We start from the raw sequence: 18485 nt of genomic DNA, 5'->3' as shown, positions 1-18485 counted from the left end.
CAAACTGAAATTTGCTTGGTTTTTTATGTTAAATCGTAGGAGACTCATTAAATTCATAGACGTCTTCATTGTTTTTGTTTGTACTTAAAACGAATTTGTGCTGCAATAGTTGCAGTTTAAAGAATGCTAACGGATCGTGATAAGTTTCTGGGTTGCTTCTTAATGTTGCTAATGTTTGCTCGTCTTCCTGTATTTCAAGTTGAGCTGCTTCTACATTTTGTTTCAATATGCTAAGTGGATCTTTAAAGAACATCATGATATCTCGTTCTAATGCGCCTTCAAATACTTCAAATTGAAGGAAGAATTGTTTTGAGATTGTTTGAGCAATTTCCGTATAGTCTTCCGTTTCAATGTATTGTTTATATTTGTTTGCGAGCATAGACTGATTTTTTTGCATGTTACCAAATAGTTTTCCCGCACTTTTTAAGAAAAATTGTGTCGGTGTAAAGCGTAATAAAATATTGATGTTCGTTACTGTAATTCTATTTGTCATGCGTACAACATCTCGATGCCAGTCATCTAGTAATTTGAAATCACAAGGAAGTTTCATGCGTTCTTCTTTATATAATTTATTAAACGTTTCACTCATTTCATCTAAATAAGATTGAGCTTGAATAAATTCATTATGAGCTGTTTCAATCCACTCCTGAATAGAACCAGTAAATTTAGGAAGAAGCACTTGTTGTACATGTTTTTGAACTCGTTCGTTCATCGCAGTATTTAATTCTTCATGAACTAATTTGAAGTCGCTATCTTCTTGAACAAGGTCAGAACAACTCTGTAATAATTCAGGAATTTGAGAATGGATATCTCGTGTGATTTCTTCTTTCGTTAAAAGATAAGATTCTGTAATAGAACGAATTTTATCTTTTTCAAGAGCAGTAAGGTTGTTAATAAATCCATTTAATTTAACTGAGATATGTTTATTCCAGCGTACTGATTTCACTAATGTATTTTCTAACTCCACACGTTCATTTACAAGGTATGCGATTGTCTTTTGAGTAAACCATATTAGTTTTTCTATACGTTCTTGTTCCATGTTACGTTCTGCTAGATTAGAAAGAATAGACTCTGTCACGTCTCCAAGTTGCTGGCTACTCTCTTGTGAAGGAGAGTATGGGAAGAACTGTGCATTTGGGAAATGGACTTTAATCTTACTCATTAGTTTTTCATTATTGGTCGTATTATTTGTGTGTAATACGAAATGAATTTGTAAATTTGGCACTTGTTCACGTAAATAAAGTAATGTATCAAGTTCTTCACCATGTAATGGTGAAGCAGAATTTAATACGTAAATAAGGCTATCTGCTGCTTGTAAGTATTCAAAATATGAGCTGTTTTTATCCACTTGCCCTTGAACAGGTGGCGTAACAAGAAATGCAAATTTATTTTTTCTTAAAAATCTACTTGGTAACTTAATTTCTATACATTTTTTCTCAAGTTCTGATTCGGAAGGTGTAGCCATTCTTTGATGGAATTCATCAAAGCTAGGTATATTGTGTACATCTAACGCAGTGAATTCTGTTATTTCAGTTTGGCTATCATCTTTAAATAGAATAGGAGTTGTTACAGTCTCAATTAAGATGTTCTCTCCTAGTATTGAATTGATGAATGATGATTTATCCTGGTCACTAGTTCCCGCTATTAGTAATTGTGTAACATTTAAATCACACAGTTCGTGAACGAGTAACGTAAATTGATGACTTAAATCCACATCGTTTTTTTCAGCCCATACAGCAATTGTTTCGAATAAATGAGAAACTGTTTCCATATTTACATTTGTTTCAGCTGTTGAATTAGAAAGTAGGGCTCCAGCACTTTTTACGAGTAATGACTCTAAAGTTGTAGGTGAAACTTCATTCCATGCTAACACTGCAGCAGAGACAAATAGGGCATCTTTTGCTTTCGTTAAACTAAACCAATTTGTTAATAAATCTGGTACAAGTCCCTGCATTTCATGCATGAAATGCTCACCAGTAATTAACTCAAAGTACGTATCTTGATAGCGTTCAACAATTTCATGCCAATCGTCATTGTTGTCTGTTTCAATATGTAAGAATAAATGATTTATTGTTTGAATCCAAGGTAGATGCAAGTTTTCATTTTGATAGCTGTTCCAAAGCGCAATAACAAGTTCTTTAAATTGGACTTGATCAATTGCATATAAAGCTTTTAAAGATTCATAGAAATATTCTGGTTTGATTTGTTTCGTGAATCCTTGATTCACATAATTGATTAAAGTATCGAACCAGTGTAATGATTTTGTTCGAATTCCTTCTTGAACGGCAAGTTCGATGGCGTTATTCCAATCTTCTTGTTTTTCATAGAATGAGCGAGCAATTGCAGTGATATTAGGATAGTCAGGTTGAAATGCAACAGCCTCACTAATCGTCTTAAATGCTAGACCTAAACGTTCTTGTTCGATGTAAAGAGAAAGAAGTTGTAAGGAAACTTCCATTGTAAGAGTTGTATCTTCCGTTTGAATAGATTGATAAATCTCTTCTGCTTTTGGCAAGAATCCTAGTTCAAAATAAGAATCCGCAATATTTTTGGTTGCCCAAAGTGCAAGTTCGTTATTTACTTTCTCCCATTTAAATATCGCTGCTTCAAAGTCTTTATTTTGGTAATAAAATTCACCTTGAGCAAAGCGGATATTAGAAATGTTGGAGAATTCATTTGTAGATTCATTTATATATGCTTCACCGAGTACTTCTGATACTGGAGTAGAAGTTTCTTCTGTTAAAAATGTTTTATAGTAAACCTTTTGGATAAATTGATTTTCAATGGTCATGTTCGTTCCCCCTGTATAATTTAGAAAAATGATGTTGTATGTAAAGGGTGTATGTTCTTTTAATAGGTAGAAGTTGCATTATATCGACCAAACTATGTTTTTGCTAGATATATCATTTTTCCTGAGAGTTAAACCGTTGCGAAAAGTAACTTTCCTTTATTGTAACAAAAAAACAAGCATATGAATTTTTATTTTTTTTAATCCCACTATTTACAGATAATAAGACTAGCACTTCAAAAAGCGATGAATACAAGGGAATTAGGAGGGAGTCGGGTGAACAATTGGTGTGTGCTAAAAATTAGTGAGGATGAACAAATCACCACTGATTAATGGTTCACTTTCTTCCTGCTAAAGGAATGGATAGAAGTAGAGTTCATTATAAAAACAATGTATAGTGAATATGTATACCATGTTTGTCTGAAAGATAGAAAGGGCACAATGTGGAATAACGATCGTGCATAGGATGTGTTTTCCGAATGGAACAACATATTGGCGAGTTAATCTCGCATTATGGGTATTTTGGAATTATTATAGCGTTGGCCGGTGGAATTGTTGGATTACCGATACCAGACGAGTTTTTATTGACCTTCGTTGGTTATAATGTTTCTAAAGGAGTTATGTCAGGAACTGCTGCTTTTTTAAGCGGGATGGCTGGTGCGATGTTAGGTATTACATTAAGCTACATATTAGGTTTAAAACTTGGACTCCCTGTTTTAAAAAAATATGGGCCGAAGATTAGAATTAAAGAACATCACATTGAAAAAACACATATTTTATTTGAAAAATATGGACCATTTCTTTTAATGATTGGTTACTTTATCCCGGGAGTACGTCATTTAACAGCATATTTTGCTGGGATGTCGAATTTAACACTTTGGCGTTTTTGTTTGTACGCTTATGGTGGTGCGCTTATTTGGATAAGTGTTTTTATTGGACTTGGCTGGAAGTTAGGAGAGAAGTGGCGTTTCGTTGAGTATAGCCTACATCATTACGGAGTATGGATTTTATCCATTTCAGTAGTTGTTACATGTGTTGTATGGTTTTACATAAAGAAAAAGAAAAACCGCTAATAGCGGTTTTTTTAGCTGAAAGCAATAAATAGTACACCAGCTGTAATAAAGACTACACCAATACCAGTCATAAAGTTTAACTTTTCGCCGAGTATAATCATCGCGAGAATGATAGAAAATACGACGCTTAATTTATCGACAGGAGCCACTTGTGAAACCTTCCCTGTTTTGAGGGCAAGAAAATAAAATAGCCATGACGAAGCACCTGCAACCCCACTTAATGTGATAAAGAGCAGTGCTTTTTTATTTAGCAGTACGTCGCCGATATTTTGAAATTTACCTTGTATAATAATAACGCCTACCATAAATAATGCCATAATAATAGAACGAACCGTCGTCGCGACATTGGCATCGATTCCATCTAAACCAATCTTTCCGAAAATAGATACAAGGGCAGCAGCAATTGCCGATAATAGTGCGAATAAGAGCCATGAACTCATAGTAAAATTCCTCCAATCTTACATTATTATACATGAAAACCATTCTCACGTATAACACGAAACTTTAATCAGTGGGATTTTACCGCCCCGCAAATAGCGGAATAAATAACGAAATAATCCCCACCTTATATTTTTAATAAGGTGGGGATTATTATACTACTCTGCAATTTCTTCATACAAAAAGTACGTTACATTATAAATATGTTCTACTTCATCGTCTGTCATAAACAATAATTCGTCACGCTCAATCCCTTTTTTCTTTTCAATAAACTCAATCATGTTTTTGCGTTCTTCTCTTTTCATCAATTTTATTTCTCCTCTCAATCTGTTTTAATACAGTTTATTTAAGTTACTGCTATTATATAACAGAATCTTTAGAAAGTTCCACCTATTTTATTGTTTTTTTCAGAAGAACTTTTCGACAAAACAAGCCCACCTAAAGGGGGCTTGTTTTATTTTATAGTCGTAAAAACTCGGGCTCCGTCGTACCAGCACCATCGATGTAATAAATTGTGTCGGGATTGATTTTTATTAATACGTAATTAGGGTCTTCAGGACCAAGTAACCAACGTTTTAAGCTATTATTCCAAAACTTGTTTTTTAATGTGGAATCTTCCTCGATTGAAGCTAAGCCTTCAACTTCAATATAATCTTCATCTAATTTTTTTCCTTCTCGTCCAAGTAGTACATGGACATTTGGATTGTTTTCAATATCTGTTATCTTTTTTGATTTTCGATCTGTTGCAACATATAACACAAAATCTTCGTGGAAAAACATCATAAAGGTACTATGAGGTTTATTTTCACGTACAGTAGATAATACACCAGTTCGTTGACCGCAAATAATAGTTTCAATTTTTTCTTTTAAATGCATGCTTTTAGCCCCTGTTCATAATTTATTGTTTTCTCTGTTTAAACAAGATAATTTAAATATCTTTCATACTGTTTTCTTCAATCCGATTTTTTAAACGTAATTGTGATGAAATCGGACAAGTTAGGAGAAGAATAATAATAATATCGAGGAGAAATACATACGATGGAAGGATGAAAAGCATGTTTAATAAAATATTTCTTATAGTAGCGCTGATCGGGGTACCACTTTCTGTACTTGGAAAAATGCTTCATTGGCCTCAAACAATTATGTTCGCTGTGTATTGTATTACTATTATCGCATTAGCGGGTTTTATGGGGAGAGCGACAGAAAGTTTGGCGATTGTCTCTGGACCTAGAATAGGCGGATTATTAAATGCTACTTTCGGTAATGCTGTTGAACTGATTATTTCGATTTTTGCACTTCAGGCGGGATTAATTGAGGTTGTATTAGCTTCTTTAACGGGTTCTGTACTTGGGAATTTATTATTAGTAGGAGGGCTATCCTTCTTTGTAGGAGGGCTTAAATACAAAAGACAAAGTTTTAATGTGTATGATGCAAGGCATAATTCAGCTTTATTAATCTTTGCTGTAGTAGTAGCTTTTGTTATTCCAGAGATTTTTTCAATGAAGATGGACGCTGGAAAGACATATCAATTAAGTATCGGTATTTCTATCATTATGATTATTATGTACCTTGCTGCATTGCTATTTAAGTTAGTTACGCATCGTGGCGTATATCAACATAAAAGTGATGAAGTCGCTCATGAGGAAGAACCAGAGTGGTCGAAAGGGAAAGCACTACTCATTTTAGCAATAGCAACAATTGCGGTCGCTTATGTATCAGAGGCGCTCGTGCATACATTTGAGACAGTTGCAAAGTCGTTTGGCTGGTCAGAATTATTTATAGGGGTTATTATCGTTGCAATTGTTGGGAATGCAGCAGAGCATGCATCTGCAATTATTATGGCGTATAAAAATAAAGTAAATATTGCAGTTGAAATTGCAGTCGGTTCTACGTTACAAATAGCCATGTTTGTTGCTCCTGTATTAGTACTGCTTTCTATGTTCTTTGCACAAAGGATGCCTTTAGTATTTACAATACCAGAACTTGTTTCTATGATTACAGCTGTTTTCTTAACGATTGCGATTTCAAATGATGGAGATACAAATTGGTTTGAAGGCGGTACGTTATTAGCAGCGTATGTCATTATGGGAATTGGTTTTTATTTATTATGAAAAATAGGCATAACAATTGTGCTCAGAGAAAACAATAAACAAAGTAGTATATACCTTTACGTAGGAAGGAGCCAGACAGGTGAAACGAGTATACAGCATATGTCTTTCAACTATGGTCTCGTTTATTCTATTATTTCCTAACATGAGTTTTGCAAAGACAACGGTAGAAACAAAAATGCCTTCATCTGTTTTAAATATTTCTAAAGACAATACGTTTCCAAATGATGCGCAAGATTTGCCGCGCTTACAACCGAGTAAGTTTGCTCAAGAACTATTGAAAACAGCAAATATTAAAATTGAAAATCCGGACTTAATTCGAATGTTTAATGAAACGACAATTTCGAATGCGCCGCTTGCGGTAGGGTACCGAGCGAAGATTTATTTAGGTCAATGGGCTTTAAATTATGAATCGGTTGATACATCGATTAATTGGGAATATAAACAAGTAAATCGCAATGTGTACGATAATCGCGGAGGAGATCGCTTATATCCGCTACGCTATAAGCAAGAAACGCAAAAGACGGTTGAAGGTGATTTAACAGCAGATATGAAAAATACTGCGGATGTGAAAAAAATGATGCTTCTCAAAGCACTTGAAAAAGTACAATTGCCACTTTCATTTAAAACGACCATTGGTTATGGTACTGGACATGAGCGTGTGTATAATATTAGTCCGAGTCAACTTGGATATTTATACGCTTATACACCAGCAGTAAATGAAAAAGGAAAAGTAACATTTGGAGAAGTGTACCTTGTGTTAAAAGGAAATCAAAAGAGGCTTGTAGTAAAAAATATTACCTCACAAGGAATCGGAGCTGCTATTCCAATTCACGATCATTTGTATTTTAAATTCATTTCTTCTTCTCACTCGCAATAATATGAAAAAACGTCAGCTTATAAGCTGACGTTTTTATTTATCCCGCTATTTGTGGGCAATTGGTTCAACTAATAATCAGTGGGGAATGAACAAAACCCCTACTGATTAAAATTGAACTTTAAAATGTTATGTTTGCTGTTTTTGATAAGAAGTCTTCTGTCGGATAGTAGCTATTTTTTACAAGAACATTTGGCCCAAGGCATTTTACTGCAGGACAGTGACAGCTTAATGATTGTGCTGTTTTTGAAGCACTCCATTTGTCATACGCTTCTTGTAGTGTGTTTGTTTGTACGTTACCTAGAAGAGGAACGTCACCGAAATCAGTTACAATAATATTTCCATCGAAAATGTTGACGTTTAAACGAGAACGACCATCTGGATCGTTACGAACTGTTACATTTTTGCTTTCTTGTAATTTCTTAAATGTGGCGATGTCTCGCTCGTCATCGCTACAAGCGTAGAAAGGTAAAGTTCCAAATAACATCCATACATTTTCATCGCGAATTTCTAGTAAATGCTCAATTGCATCGCGAATTTCAGCTTTTGTTAAGATCTCTAGATTACTCGCGAAGTCACTTGGATACATTGGATGAACTTCATGACGTTTACAGCCCATCTCTTCGACAATTTGACGATGAATATGTTCAATATGCGGTAGAGTCCTTTTGTTTAACATCGTTTCGGCTGATACGAGTACACCTGCATCTGATAGAGCTTTACTATTTGTAATCATTCGTTCAAATAATTTTGCACGTTGTTCATAAGTAGGTTTACGTTCCATCATTGCAAATCCACCTTCAACGAAGTCATCAATTGTTCCCCAGTTATGAGATATATGCAATACGTCTAAATAAGGAATAATTTGTTCATAACGTGCTAAATCTATAGTTAAGTTTGAGTTGATTTGAGTGCGAACGCCTCGTTCATGAGCGTATTTTAAGAGTGGTGTTACATAGTTGTCGACGGATTTCTTTGAAAGCATTGGTTCTCCGCCAGTAATACTTAAAGAACGTAAATGAGGAATCTCATCTAATCGTTTTAATAAAAGTTCCATAGGAAGCGGATTTGGATCTTTCGGCTGTAATGTGTAACCAACAGCACAATGCTCGCAACGCATATTGCATAACGTTGTCGTTGTAAACTCAACGTTTGTTAATAGTAGTTTGCCGTACTCTTCAAGGTCCATATACGCTTCCCATGGATCGTAAGAAGGAGTAATCGGCTTCATTTTTTGTGATATCGTCATATGAAATACTCCTTTGACTATTGAAATAACAATTTGTCCATTCTCTATAATAGAAGAATATGTACTTTTTATAAAGTGAAACTTTTTTGTGAAAAAAGAGAGAGGGCTTACATTTGAATGAATGGCTGTGACAAAATTGATGAAATTTCATGCCCATAGCAATCATTTTTGCGGTATAATAAAAGCATCTCGAATTAAAAGGAGAGTGCCTTCATGGGAAAAGCAATTGAAGATAAAGATTCACAACTAGTATATTTAAAAGAACGTTTAAATATGTTCATTGAAGTAATTGATACAATTGAACCTGAAGAAGTAGAGTTAGAAGATGTAGATCGTCTTCTTGCGATGTTAGATGAATTAGAATTAAAATGTGAGCAATTTAAAAAAGACGAATAATATATTAAAAAGGCTGCCAATGCAAAATTGGCAGCCTTTTTCTGTATGGATAATAGAAGGACGGTAGAAAAAAAGGTATAATCAAGTTGTGAAAAATTTCATTTATGCTTTAATAGCGTGAAACAAATAAAAAGCTGAAGAGCATAACGATGGAATTTTCAGCTCATAACGTTTTGGTAGCGTTCACAATTGAGGGGGAAGTAACAATGGAAAAGCTTCAAGAAAGCATGTATCAACTAATTGTTGAAACGTCAACGAACTTACCGAAAGATGTTCGTCGTGCGATTCAACAAGCGAAAGAACGAGAAAATGCAGGGACTCGTTCTGCGATGGCACTTGGCACAATTACGAATAATATTAAAATGGCTGATGATAACATCTCGCCAATTTGCCAAGATACAGGGATGCCAACGTTTAAAATTTATACACCAGTTGGTGTGAATCAATTACATTTGAAGGAAGCTATCTATAATGCGCTTGAGCGGGCGACAAAAGATGGTAAACTTCGTCCCAATTCTGTTGATTCTCTTTTTGGAGACAATAGTGGAAATAATTTAGGACCAGGTACACCGGTTATTAAGTTTGAACAATGGGGAAAAGATTATATTGATGCACGTTTAATTCTAAAGGGTGGTGGCTGTGAGAATAAAAATATTCAGTATAGCTTACCGTGTGAATTAGAAGGACTTGGACGCGCTGGCCGTGATTTAGAAGGGATTCGTAAATGCCTTCTTCATGCTGTATATCAAGCGCAAGGTCAAGGCTGTAGTGCAGGTGTAATTGGTGTTGGTATCGGGGGAGACCGCACATCAGGTTACGAATTAGCAAAAAATCAATTATTCCGTACATTAGATGATGTCAATCCATTACCAGAGTTACAAAAACTTGAAGAGTACGTATTAGAAAATGCGAATAAGCTTGGCATTGGTACGATGGGATTTGGCGGAGAAACAACTTTACTTGGTTGTAAAATTGGCGTGTATAATCGTCTGCCAGCTAGTTTCTACGTATCTGTTGCGTATAATTGCTGGGCATATCGCCGCCTTGGCGTAACAATCCATCCTGAAACAGGTGAAATTATGGATTGGCTATATCAAGAAGGTGAGGATACACTTCAGCAAGAAGCGCAAGAAAAAACAGATCAACGTGAGATTGTATTACAAGCACCAATTACAGAAGAGCAAATTCGTGAACTTCGCGTTGGTGATGTTGTAACAATTAATGGCATGATGTATACAGGTCGTGACGCAATCCATAAGCATTTAATGGATAACGATTGTCCAGTAGATTTAAAAGGACAAGTTATTTATCACTGTGGTCCAGTTGTCGTGAAAGATGAAAATGAAAACTGGCAAATTAAAGCGGCAGGTCCAACGACAAGTATTCGTGAAGAACCGTACCAAGGCGATATTATGAAGAAATTCGGTATTCGCGCTGTCATTGGAAAAGGTGGTATGGGTGCAAAAACATTAGCGGCTTTAGAAGAGCACGGTGGTGTATATTTAAATGCAATTGGCGGTGCAGCGCAATATTATGCCGAATGTATTAAAGAAGTAAAAGATGTTGATTTCTTACAATTTGGTATTCCAGAGGCAATGTGGCATTTACGTATCGAAGGATTTAAAGCAGTTGTAACGATGGATTCTCATGGTAATAGCTTACATGCAGATGTTGATAAAACATCACTTGAAAAATTAGCTAGCTTTAAAGAGCCAGTATTTAAGTAAACAAAAATGCATCTCGAATGATTCGAGATGCATTTTTTTGGTATATATAGAAAAACATGTTCAGCATGAAAGAATGCACGGCAACAGAAACTACAAGTACGATTATATATGGAAAGGAGACTATTTATGAAATATAAATGGTTATATATCGGTCTCATTTTTTCAATTATGATGGCACTTGTTCCAGTTTCAGCATTAGCTTATACAAATACTCCACATAACTGGGGAATCCCGCGTCCTAAAAATGAAACAGTACCAGATGCAGGAAAGTTATACACAGATTTACTACAAAAAAATGGTGGGTTTTATTTAGGGGATACAAAGAGAAAAGATATTTATTTAACATTCGATAATGGGTACGAGAATGGATACACAGGGAAAATCTTAGATGTATTAAAAGAGAAAAAAGTACCGGCAACTTTCTTTGTAACGGGTCATTATATTAAAACACAAAAAGATTTGTTATTAAGAATGAAGAATGAAGGACATATTATTGGAAATCATTCGTGGAGTCATCCTGATTTTACAACGGTAAATGATGCGAAACTTCGTGAAGAATTAACGAGTGTAACGGAAGAGATTAAAAAAGTAACTGGGCAAAAAGAAGTAAAATATGTACGTCCGCCGCGCGGCGTATTTAGTGAAAGAACGTTGGCTCTTACGAAAGAAATGGGCTATTATAATGTATTTTGGTCACTTGCATTTTTGGATTGGAAAGTGGACGAGCAAAGAGGATGGCAATATGCACATAATAATGTAATGACGATGATTCATCCAGGATCTGTTTTATTACTTCATGCAATATCAAAAGATAATGCAGAAGCACTTGCGAAAATCATTGATGATTTGCGCGAGAAAGGGTATCATTTTAAAAGTCTAGATGACTTAGTAAAAAGCAATCAACCGTAAGCATGTATGCTTGCGGTTTTCTCATGCTATAATGATGTGTAAAAAGGATGGGGAAACGTATGTGGAGCGAACATGTTACGTTAGAGTATCCGTATCATTTTGAAGAGGTATTAAAACGTTTATCTTTTGATCCTCTTAACGTCATTCAATTAGATGAGAAAGTCATTTATGTCCCGCTTTGTATAGACGAGGAACAGATTGTTGTTCGCTTGCAAGGGATTGGTACTGTTCAAAATCCACAGTTTTGGATCTCTAGTCAGGCAGGAGATCAAGAGAAAGTCATGAAACGAATGAGGGCCATTTTTCATTGGAATGAACCGTTTCAAGATATACAAAAACATTTTTTAAACACATCATTACGTCCACTATTTGAAACATATGCTTATACTCCAATTATTTTAGAGTTTGATTATTTTGCTGGTCTTCTTCGCTGTATCATTCATCAACAAATAAATTTGAAATTTGCTACTGTGTTAACAGAACAGTTTGTGAAACGATATGGAACAGAGAAGAACGGTGTATTCTTTTTCCCCACTCCAGAAATAGTAGCAAATATTTCAATAGAGGAATTGAGAGAGCAGAAGTTTAGTCAGCGAAAGGCGGAATATATAGTAGGGTTAGGTCGAAGTATTGTCAGCGGTACATTAAATTTAGCGAGTATAGAAACCAGGGCGGATGAAGAGGTTTCCGCACAATTGTTACCAATTAGGGGGATTGGTACATGGACAGTGCAAAATTTTTTAATGTTTGGGCTTGGACGGAAAAATATGTTTCCGAAATCGGACATTGGGATTCAGCGTGCAGTGCAAGGTGTATTTCAATTAGATGATAAACCTGATGATGCATTTTTAGAAAAAGTGAAACAAGAGTGTGAACCATACTGCAGTTATGCAGCGTTATATTTATGGAAAAGTATAGAGTAGAGGTGTAATAATGATACAAAAGCAACATGAGAGTAAGTTGGAAGTTGGTCAAACGTTTCCTGTGACAATTAAACGTCTTGGGATTAACGGAGAAGGCGTTGGTTATTTTAAGAGACAAGTTGTTTTCATTCCAGGGGCATTACCAGGAGAAGAAGTTGTTGCTGAAACAACGAAAATTCAGCGTGGCTTCGCTGAAGCGAAAGTGAAAAAAGTTCGTAAAGCTTCATCACATCGTGTGAAAGCACCATGTCCAGTATATGAAGAGTGTGGCGGTTGTCAGCTGCAACATTTAGATTATAAAGAACAATTAAATCAAAAGCGTGATATCGTTGTACAAGCATTTGAGAAGTATATGAACAACAGTTTGGAAGAAAAAATTCGTCCAACGCTTGGTATGGAAAACCCATGGCATTATCGTAATAAGAGTCAATTACAAGTGGGACGTAAAGACGAAAAGGTTATTACAGGGCTGTATAAGCAAAACTCACATCAGTTAATTGATATTGCTCACTGTATGATTCAACATAAAGCAACGAATGAAGCGACAAAAGTTGTAAGACGTATATTAGAAAAATTAAATGTTTCTATTTACAATGAGAAAAAACAAAAAGGTTTAGTACGCACAATTGTTACACGTACTGCAGTTCAAACAGGGGAAGTACAAGTTACACTTATTACAACAAAAGAAGAATTACCAAATAAAGATCAATTTATCGCAGAAGTACAAAAACAGATGCCAGCTGTTAAATCAATTATGCAAAACGTAAACTGGCGTAAAACATCTGTTATTTTCGGTGATAAAACATTTAAATTAGCTGGAAAAGAAGTAATTCAAGAAACACTAGGTGATTTATCATTTGAATTATCAGCACGTGCATTCTTCCAGTTAAATCCAGAACAAACAGTTGTTTTATACGATGAAGCGAAAAAAGCAGCTGCTTTAACAGGCGATGAGAAAATTGTAGATGCGTATTGTGGTGTTGGTACAATCGGTCTTTGGCTTGCAAATGATGCAGCGGAAGTACGTGGTATGGATGTAATTCCAGAAGCGATTGAAGATGCAAGAAAAAATGCGAAGCGTCACGGATTTACAAATACAAAATATGAAGCAGGTAAAGCTGAACAATGGTTACCGAAATGGGTAAAAGAAGGATGGCGTCCAGATGTAATTGTTGTCGATCCACCTCGTACAGGTTGCGATGATAAATTACTGGAAACAATTTTAAAAGTGAAACCAAAACAAGTTGTTTACGTATCTTGTAATCCTTCTTCATTAGCACGTGATGTACAAGCATTAATGAAGAGTTATGAAGTGGAATATGTACAACCAGTTGATATGTTCCCACATACAGCCCATGTAGAAAATGTAGTGAAGCTTGTTAGAAAGTAAAGTTTATTCATATTCCCTCACGATATGAGGGAATATTTTCTATGAAGGAGAGTAAAATGAATAATTATAAATTAACGATTCAGTACGATGGTGCACGTTTTAAAGGATGGCAACGTCTCGGTAATAACGATAATACAATTCAAGGAAAAATCGAGAGTGTCATATCTGAAATGATCGGAAAAGAAATTGAAATTATCGGTTGTAGTAGAACAGATGCGGGTGTACATGCTTTGAATCAAGTTGCTAATTTTCAAAGTGATGAGAAGTTAGTGGAACATAAAGTGAAAAAATATTTAAATCAACATTTACCCAACGATATTAGCATTACGAATGTAGAAGAAGTACAAGATCGCTTCCATGCTCGTTACAATTCTAAAGCAAAAACATATCTTTATAAAATTTGGAATGAAGAGCATACAAATCCATTTATGCGTAAATACAGCATGCATGTGAATAAAAAATTAAATGTGAAGAGCATGAAAGAAGCTGCGAAACATTTAGTTGGTTCACATGACTTTACTGCTTTTTCAAATGCGAAATCCAAGAAAAAGTCTATGGTTCGAGAAGTATATACACTTGAAGTGATGGAAGAAGCAGGATTTGTACAAATTAGAGTAAGTGGTAACGGATTCCTTCATAACATGGTACGAAAAATTGTTGGAGCATTAATTGAAGTTGGATTAGGACAATTAGATGCGGACGCAATCCCAAATATTTTAGAGGAAAAACAACGTAATCAAATTAATTGTCTTGCTGAGGCGAGTGGTTTGTATTTGGAGAATGTTGAATTTTAATAAACAATAAAAAAATCGAGCTGTGTAAGCTCGATTTTTTTATTGTTTTGGCATTAAGAAGATTTTTCTTTCTTCATACGTATCTTCAAATTCCAAAAAGCAGCAAGCATAATAGCTGCAAAGGAGCCGCTAATTGTTGCTAATAGTTTTGCATAAGGATAAGCATTCATATCAACTAGTAACATCATACATACAAGGATAGGGAAGAAGGCTAAGTATTGTAATAACTTTAATTTGTTATCATTACTCATATATATCGTTCCTTTCTAGTATGTTATATGTTTATTGTAGCATATTTTCCCAATTTTTATTTGCACTTGGAAGCGGATTCATCCTACATTTGATTAAAGTTTCATTTCATATGTGTAAATGCAATTTTTTAATTCGATATTGTAAGTTTTGCCTACTTAATCCTAAAAACTTTGCAGCCTGTGAGATATTACCGTGATACTCTGTCAGAATTTGATTGATGTAGTTCTTCTCCATTGTCTCTATTGTGTGCTTTAACGTTTTAGGTGCATCATCCTCGTTATTAGTTAGGGAAGGTTGCATATTGAATTCTTTTTTTATTTGTTCACGAAAGCGAGTGGGAAGATGAAACGCTGTAATGATATTTTCATCTTCAACTAAATTCATCGAACCTTCAATGATATGTTCCAATTCTCGTACGTTTCCAGGCCAATCATATGCATACAAGAATTCTCTTACATGTACATCTAGATCCGTTACGCCAAGTCCAAATTGAATGTTGTACTTTTCGATAAAGTGCTGCACAAGCTCAGGAATATCTTCTTTTCGTTCACGTAAAGGCGGGAGACATAAAGTAACGACGCTTAATCGGTAATATAAGTCTTCCCGTAATCGATTATGTGTAATAGCTTCAAGAGGATCTTCATTAATAGTTGCTATAATACGAACATCAATTTCTTTTTCTTGTGTGCCTCCGATTCTTCGTATTGTTTTTTCTTGTATAGCTCGTAGTAACTTCGCTTGAAGTGCTGGACTTAATGAGTTGATCTCATCTAATAACAAAGTTCCTCCATTTGCTTCTTCAAATAAACCAGCTTTATCGATAGCTCCTGTAAATGCACCTCGGTTCGTACCAAATAATAAGCTTTCCATGAGTGTATCAGGTATAGCGGCACAGTTTTGTGAAATAAATGGTTTTGTTGAACGTTGACTTTCATTATGGATACTTTGTGCAAATAGTTCTTTACCGGTCCCTGTTTCTCCTACGAGAAGTATGGATGAGGATGTACGAATTACTCTCTTTGCTTCTGTAATGACAGATTGAATAGCATTAGAATCACCGATTATGTGATCAAAGGTAAACTTATTATTTTGTTTTCGAGAAAGGTTCGTTTTCATTGTTTGTTTGAAATGGCTAATCTCTGTTGAAATTTCAATAGCGCCTTTAATTTTTCCGTTTTCTATTATAGGGAAAGTATTGTTAATTGTTGTAATTTCTTGCCCTTTATTGTTAAAATACGTTTGTTTTATATTTTTGTTTGTTTTTCCTAATTTTAATGCCTCTATTAGAGTACTATTTTTATTTTCTTCAAATGCGAATACTTCTAAAGGACTTTTATATAGCACATCTGAGCGTTCCATTGATTCAATTTCCATCATTTTGCGGTTATAGATAATCGTTTTACTTTCCTCATTAATAATATGAATCCCGATATCGAGCTCATTGAGTAAAGTTTCATATAGCATATTCATTTCAATGATCTGTTTAAAATTAATTTCTTCTGTACGCATAGATTATCTTCTCCTCATTTCACCCTATGAAGACTGACTTTTTATAATTTTATTAAAATTCTTATAAAATCGCAAAATTTTTTTGCTATTTTCCCTTTAAAACTTCTCAAATGATAGAAAAATTTTGCGGTTATGAAGATTTTTTTTTTGAGAAACCTTCATTTTAAATAGGAATTGGAGATTGGTACGCATTTTGCATAAATAATAGTTGAAATCTCTAAAGGAGGGATATGCAACGTTTCAGTACCGATTAATAAGAAGGAGGAGTTTATAAAGTGAAGATGGTTATAGAAGGCGTGTATAGTCCTTGTTACGGGAAAGTAGAGAAGTTATTTGTTACGGAAAGTTCTTACGTATACGAGTGGGAGAAATTAGCGTTAATTGAAACAATAGATAAACAGAAAGTAGAAATTAAAGTAGGAATCAGTGGATATATCGAATCATTAGAAGTAGTAGAAGGACAAGCTATCGCTGATAAAAAGTTATTAATAACAGTGAGGGATGATCTTTTAATAACAGGTAGTGATTGATACTATGTATTTTGCTCTTTTCAATAATTATTCTTATTATGAACATTTTTAAGAACGCTTACATGAAATGGGTTTCCAAAGTGAAAAGGGGGGATTTATATGATGGATCAAAACCAAGGGTTAAAAAGGGAATTGAAAAGCAGGCACATCTTTATGATTGCACTTGGAGGAGTTATTGGTACCGGTCTTTTTTTAGGATCTGGGTATACAATTCATGAAGCTGGGCCTGGAGGAGCGATTGTAGCGTATCTTGTTGGAGGATTTGTTATGTATTTAACGATGCTCTGTCTTGGAGAGTTAGCTGTTGCGATGCCTGACGCAGGATCTTATCAAACGTATGCTACAAAGCACATTTCCCCTGCAGCGGGTTATGTAGTCGGCTGGATGTCATGGCTAAACTGGTCTGCTACGATAGGTATTGAACTGATTGCAGTTAGTATTTTAATGAAACGATGGTTTCCTGATGTACCGTCATGGATTTGGTGTGTAGCGTTTGCGGTGCTTCTCTTTGCTATCAATGCGTTATCTTCAAGAAGTTTTGCAGAAGTTGAATTTTGGTTTGCAAGTATTAAAGTAATTACAATCATTGCATTTATTATTTTAGGTGGGGCAGCAATGTTTGGTTTTCTAGATATGAAAGGAAATGAACCAGCACCGATGTTCTCTAGCTTTACTGATTATGGTGGGTTGTTTCCAAATGGATTATCAGCCATTTTAATTACGATGATTGCAGTTAATTTTTCCTTCCAAGGAACGGAACTAGTTGGTATTGCAGCTGGAGAGAGTGAAAATCCAGAGAAAACGATTCCGAAGGCAATTAATAATACAGTTTGGCGTATACTTGTGTTCTTTGTATTATCTATTTTCATTCTTGCAGGCTTATTCCCTTGGCAGCAAGCGGGAGTGATAGAAAGTCCATTCGTAGTTGTATTTGATAAAATTGGTATTCCTTATGCAGCCGATATTATAAATTTCGTTATTATTACAGCGGTTCTATCCGTTGCGAATTCAGGGTTATATGCAACTTCTCGTATGCTATGGTCTATGTCTAATCAAGGAATGATTAGTCCAATTTTCGGTAAGTTATCTAAAAATGGTGTTCCTATTTATGCATTGATTGTAAGTACAATTGTAGGTTGCCTTTCATTACTATCAGGTATTTATGCGGAAGATACAGTTTATTTATGGCTACTTTCTATTGCCGGGTTCGGGGCGATATTAGTTTGGGCATCTATTGCTCTATCTAACTTGTTGGCTAGAAGGTCATACATTAAGCAGGGCGGGGATGTGAAGGACTTGAAATTTAAAACACCGCTGTATCCATTCGTACCACTGCTTGCGTTAGTATTAAATGTAACAGTAATTGTTGGTATGGCTTTTATTCCAGAACAAAGAATGGCATTATATTGTGGTATTCCATTTATGATTGTTTGTTTACTGTTTTACCGTGCGACAAGAAATAAGGCACGTAAGGTAGAACAGATTGAAAAAACGAATACAACAGAGGCAGAAAGTTTGTAAA

18 protein-coding genes are annotated in these 18485 nt (G+C 35.0%); 11 read left to right on the top strand and 7 right to left on the bottom strand.

Going from position 1 to position 18485, the window contains the following annotated elements:
• Positions 1-28 precede the first annotated feature (28 nt).
• Entirely contained in the window at positions 29-2791 is a 2763-nt protein-coding gene (locus QCI46_RS25095; protein WP_353841672.1) for a tetratricopeptide repeat protein, read from the bottom strand.
• Positions 2792-3267: 476 nt separating this feature from the next.
• On the opposite strand from QCI46_RS25095, the gene QCI46_RS25090 reads away from it, so the two are divergent.
• Positions 3268-3861, top strand: a complete 594-nt coding sequence (locus QCI46_RS25090; protein ID WP_327960614.1) for a DedA family protein — start codon at positions 3268-3270, stop codon at positions 3859-3861.
• A gap of 11 nt (positions 3862-3872) precedes the next feature.
• Here QCI46_RS25090 and QCI46_RS25085 read toward each other — a convergent pair whose 3' ends face one another.
• From QCI46_RS25085 to QCI46_RS25075, 3 genes are all read right to left on the bottom strand, one after another.
• On the bottom strand, positions 3873-4301 hold the full coding sequence (locus tag QCI46_RS25085; protein ID WP_000100306.1) for an EamA family transporter: 429 nt from the start codon (positions 4299-4301) through the stop codon (positions 3873-3875).
• A gap of 156 nt (positions 4302-4457) precedes the next feature.
• A complete protein-coding gene (locus tag QCI46_RS25080) occupies positions 4458-4604 on the bottom strand; it encodes a BH0509 family protein (protein ID WP_000817786.1) in 147 nt (48 codons plus the stop codon).
• Between the two features lie 154 nt (positions 4605-4758).
• Complete coding sequence (locus QCI46_RS25075) at positions 4759-5175, bottom strand: pyridoxamine 5'-phosphate oxidase family protein (RefSeq protein WP_000550224.1); 417 nt, start codon at positions 5173-5175, stop codon at positions 4759-4761.
• A 179-nt stretch (positions 5176-5354) separates the two neighbouring features.
• On the opposite strand from QCI46_RS25075, the gene cax reads away from it, so the two are divergent.
• Positions 5355-6410, top strand: a complete 1056-nt coding sequence (gene cax / locus QCI46_RS25070) for a calcium/proton exchanger (protein WP_327960612.1) — start codon at positions 5355-5357, stop codon at positions 6408-6410.
• A gap of 79 nt (positions 6411-6489) precedes the next feature.
• Entirely contained in the window at positions 6490-7287 is a 798-nt protein-coding gene (locus QCI46_RS25065) for a YfkD famly protein (protein WP_033662157.1), read from the top strand.
• A gap of 118 nt (positions 7288-7405) precedes the next feature.
• Here the strand turns inward: QCI46_RS25065 and yfkAB are convergent, their stop codons facing one another.
• On the bottom strand, positions 7406-8533 hold the full coding sequence (gene yfkAB / locus QCI46_RS25060; protein WP_000156029.1) for a radical SAM/CxCxxxxC motif protein YfkAB: 1128 nt from the start codon (positions 8531-8533) through the stop codon (positions 7406-7408).
• A gap of 213 nt (positions 8534-8746) precedes the next feature.
• On the opposite strand from yfkAB, the gene QCI46_RS25055 reads away from it, so the two are divergent.
• The 6 genes from QCI46_RS25055 (at position 8747) to truA (ending at position 14672) form a co-directional block, all read left to right on the top strand.
• Complete coding sequence (locus tag QCI46_RS25055) at positions 8747-8929, top strand: SE1561 family protein (protein WP_000513547.1); 183 nt, start codon at positions 8747-8749, stop codon at positions 8927-8929.
• 206 nt (positions 8930-9135) lie between these two features.
• A complete protein-coding gene (gene fumA / locus QCI46_RS25050) occupies positions 9136-10656 on the top strand; it encodes a class I fumarate hydratase (RefSeq protein ID WP_353841671.1) in 1521 nt (506 codons plus the stop codon).
• Positions 10657-10782: 126 nt separating this feature from the next.
• Positions 10783-11565, top strand: coding sequence for a delta-lactam-biosynthetic de-N-acetylase (pdaA, locus tag QCI46_RS25045; RefSeq protein ID WP_353841670.1), 783 nt, complete (start codon positions 10783-10785; stop codon positions 11563-11565).
• 59 nt (positions 11566-11624) lie between these two features.
• A complete protein-coding gene (locus QCI46_RS25040) occupies positions 11625-12488 on the top strand; it encodes a DNA-3-methyladenine glycosylase family protein (RefSeq protein ID WP_327960608.1) in 864 nt (287 codons plus the stop codon).
• Between the two features lie 10 nt (positions 12489-12498).
• The gene (gene rlmD / locus QCI46_RS25035) at positions 12499-13878 is read left to right on the top strand and encodes a 23S rRNA (uracil(1939)-C(5))-methyltransferase RlmD (RefSeq protein ID WP_327960606.1); all 1380 of its coding nucleotides are present in this window, start codon (positions 12499-12501) and stop codon (positions 13876-13878) included.
• Between the two features lie 56 nt (positions 13879-13934).
• Positions 13935-14672 carry a tRNA pseudouridine(38-40) synthase TruA gene (gene truA / locus QCI46_RS25030; protein ID WP_048542121.1) on the top strand — a complete coding sequence of 246 codons (738 nt, stop codon included), beginning with the start codon at positions 13935-13937 and terminating at the stop codon, positions 14670-14672.
• A gap of 53 nt (positions 14673-14725) precedes the next feature.
• On the opposite strand, the gene QCI46_RS25025 is transcribed toward truA, so the two are convergent.
• Together QCI46_RS25025 and QCI46_RS25020 are read right to left on the bottom strand one after the other, a co-directional pair.
• Positions 14726-14923 carry a hypothetical protein gene (locus QCI46_RS25025; protein WP_327960603.1) on the bottom strand — a complete coding sequence of 66 codons (198 nt, stop codon included), beginning with the start codon at positions 14921-14923 and terminating at the stop codon, positions 14726-14728.
• 106 nt (positions 14924-15029) lie between these two features.
• Positions 15030-16433, bottom strand: a complete 1404-nt coding sequence (locus QCI46_RS25020) for a sigma-54 interaction domain-containing protein (RefSeq protein WP_327960601.1) — start codon at positions 16431-16433, stop codon at positions 15030-15032.
• A gap of 275 nt (positions 16434-16708) precedes the next feature.
• Between QCI46_RS25020 and QCI46_RS25015 the strand changes: the two genes are divergently transcribed.
• Both QCI46_RS25015 and QCI46_RS25010 read left to right on the top strand, forming a co-directional pair.
• Positions 16709-16963 (top strand): biotin/lipoyl-containing protein, encoded by a 255-nt coding sequence (locus tag QCI46_RS25015; RefSeq protein ID WP_000784766.1) that lies wholly within the window; start codon positions 16709-16711, stop codon positions 16961-16963.
• Positions 16964-17062: 99 nt separating this feature from the next.
• A complete protein-coding gene (locus tag QCI46_RS25010; RefSeq protein WP_353841669.1) occupies positions 17063-18484 on the top strand; it encodes an amino acid permease in 1422 nt (473 codons plus the stop codon).
• Position 18485: the final 1 nt, after the last annotated feature.

The sequence above is a fragment of the Bacillus cereus group sp. RP32 genome, from assembly GCF_040459735.1.
Taxonomy (GTDB): Bacteria; Bacillota; Bacilli; order Bacillales; family Bacillaceae_G; genus Bacillus_A; species Bacillus_A wiedmannii.
The sequence above is the reverse complement of the archived record's forward strand: the minus strand, read 5'-3'. Positions and strand labels throughout refer to the sequence as shown.